The sequence below is a fragment of the Aeromonas popoffii genome (assembly GCF_000820025.1).
Lineage (GTDB): Bacteria > Pseudomonadota > Gammaproteobacteria > Enterobacterales > Aeromonadaceae > Aeromonas > Aeromonas popoffii.
Genome location: NZ_CDBI01000058.1, coordinates 938 through 3,134, shown reverse-complemented (window position 1 = coordinate 3,134; position 2,197 = coordinate 938). Strand labels below are relative to the sequence as shown.

Here is a 2,197-nt window from a genome sequence, read left to right as displayed (position 1 = left end):
GCCTGTGCCAAATACCAGGTGGCGCGCCGTCACATCCAGCGCGCCGCGGGCACTGCGTGCGGCCGAGCCGTTGCTGGCCAGGCCGAAGTGGTGAGCGGTGGCGCTGTTGTGGAGCAGCGTCTTGAGCTCCCCCTCGCCAATCAGCAACAGATCCGAGGTGGGCGCCCCTTCACCGTCAAATGCCTTGATGTTCATGCCGCCCGGCATATAGGCCCGGCTCTCCAGAGTGAGCCAGCGGGAGGCCACGCTTTGGCCCAGCTTGCTGCGCCAGGGGTTGATCCCCTGCTGGGCCCACTTGCCCGACAGCGCCGCCTGGAAGCAGCCAAACAGGCTGGCGAAGCAGTTGGTGCTGAAGAGGGCGCTGTAGTGACCGCTCGGCACGGCTTCCCCCAGCAGCAGGCCATCGGCCATGGCATGGATCTGCGCTATGAGGGCCTGGCTGTCGAGCTCGTCAAAGCGGCGGCCATACTGCCCCTGTGAGTGCATGGACTGACGGCCAGAGCGCTCGATCAGCGCCGAGGTGTAGCAGCCGACGCTGAATTCACTGTGCTGGCAGAGGCTGCCCAGACTGTTGGCGAGCCAGAGCTGGCTCTCCCCCTCAAAAACGCTGTTATAAGGCGCGCCTGTGACATCCGGCAGGGCCAGCATGTCCGCCTCGAGGCGCAGGGCCAGGGCGATCTTCTCTTCCGCTGCCGTGGTATCGGGCTGGTTGATCTCGGCGCACTGCGTGCTGAGCAGGCTGCCGCTGACCCGGATGGCCTGATCCGCATCCACCTTGGCGAAGCGGCTGGCATCCAGCGCATCCTGCAACATGGCATCCAGTGCCGGCTCATCCAGGGATTCCGAGTAGGCGATGCCGACCCGGCCATCCTTGATGAGGCGGATGCCGAGCTGCTGGCTGCTGGTGACCTTGTATTCACCCAACTCGCCCTTGTCGGCCTTTAGGGAGAAAGCTTTGTCCCGATTGGCGATGATGTCCGCCTCGGCATTGAGATCAGCGACCTTGTCCAGCAGGCGGGTGAGCAGCGTATTCATATCGAGTTGGCTCATCAGGCGTTCCCTCCGACCAGGATATGGTCGACCTTGAGTGGTGGCTGGCCGACGGACGCCGGGATCGAGCCGGAGACCGAGCCGCACATGCCGGCAGAGAGGGCGAGATCGCGGCCCACCATGGAGATCTCTTTGAGCACTTGTGGGCCCGTACCGATCAGGGTCGCCGACTTGAGCGGGCGAGTTACCTTGCCGCGCTCTATGAGGTAGGCCTCCTGCACGTTGAAGTTGAACTCGCCTGTGCCCGGCTGCACCGAGCCGCCGCCCATCCGCTTGGCATAGATGCCGTGATCCACCGTGGCCAGCATCTCCTCCAGGCTGTGGTTACCCGCTTCGATATAGGTATTGCGCATACGCGAGGCCGGGGCGAAGCGATAGGATTCGCGCCGTCCCGAGCCGGTGCGGGCATAGCCAGTCTTGAGCGCCCCCATGCGGTCGACCAGAAAGCCGGTCAGCACGCCATCCTTGATGAGCTGGGTGTGCTGGGCCGCCATCCCCTCGTCATCGACGTTGATGGAGCCCCAGGCATTGCCCTGCAAGCCTTCGTCCACCGCGTTGACCACGGGGTTGGCGATAAGCTGGCCCATCTTGTCGTGGAACACCGAGGCCTTCTTGGCGACCGAGGTGGTCTCCAGCAGGTGGCCGCACGCCTCGTGGAAGATGACGCCGCCAAAGCCGCTCTCCATGATGACCGGCAGGGTGCCGCTCGGGCAGGGGGCTGCGCCGAGTTTTACCAGCGCCTGACGGGTGGCGGTGAGGGCCAGTTCGCGCGGGTCTATGAGGGCCGCATGTTCCCAGCCCATCATGGCACCGGGGGCCTCATAGCCCACGCTCTGCTCGCTCCCTTCCATGGCGATGGTCTGGGCCATGATGCGGTTGTAGTGGCGACGATCGGCCACTTGCAGCCCTTCGCTGTTGAAGATCTCCACCTCCTGCTCCCAGCCCAGGGCATTGCCCGAAAACTGGCTTACCTTGGTGCTCTCGGCGCGGGCGGCAGCATCCATGGCATGCAGATAGGCAATCTTCTGCTCCAGTAGTTTGTCAGCACCGAGTGGCAGGGTAACCGGATTGCGGTCTGTGAAACGGGTGAAGTCGAAGGCGGTGGCGGTCACCACTGGGTCGCGTCTGTCTTTGGCCGCCAGCAGGG

General features: G+C 64.4%; 2 protein-coding genes. Both read right to left on the bottom strand.

Going from position 1 to position 2,197, the window contains the following annotated elements; genetic code table 11:
* The coding region (locus BN1129_RS12080) for a TldD/PmbA family protein (protein WP_042036826.1) at positions 1 to 1,050 on the bottom strand (1,050 nt) is incomplete at its 3' end.
* Positions 1,050 to 2,197: TldD/PmbA family protein (locus BN1129_RS12075; protein ID WP_042036825.1), on the bottom strand; the 1,148-nt coding region annotated here is incomplete at its 5' end. The genes BN1129_RS12080 and BN1129_RS12075, both read right to left, overlap by 1 nt.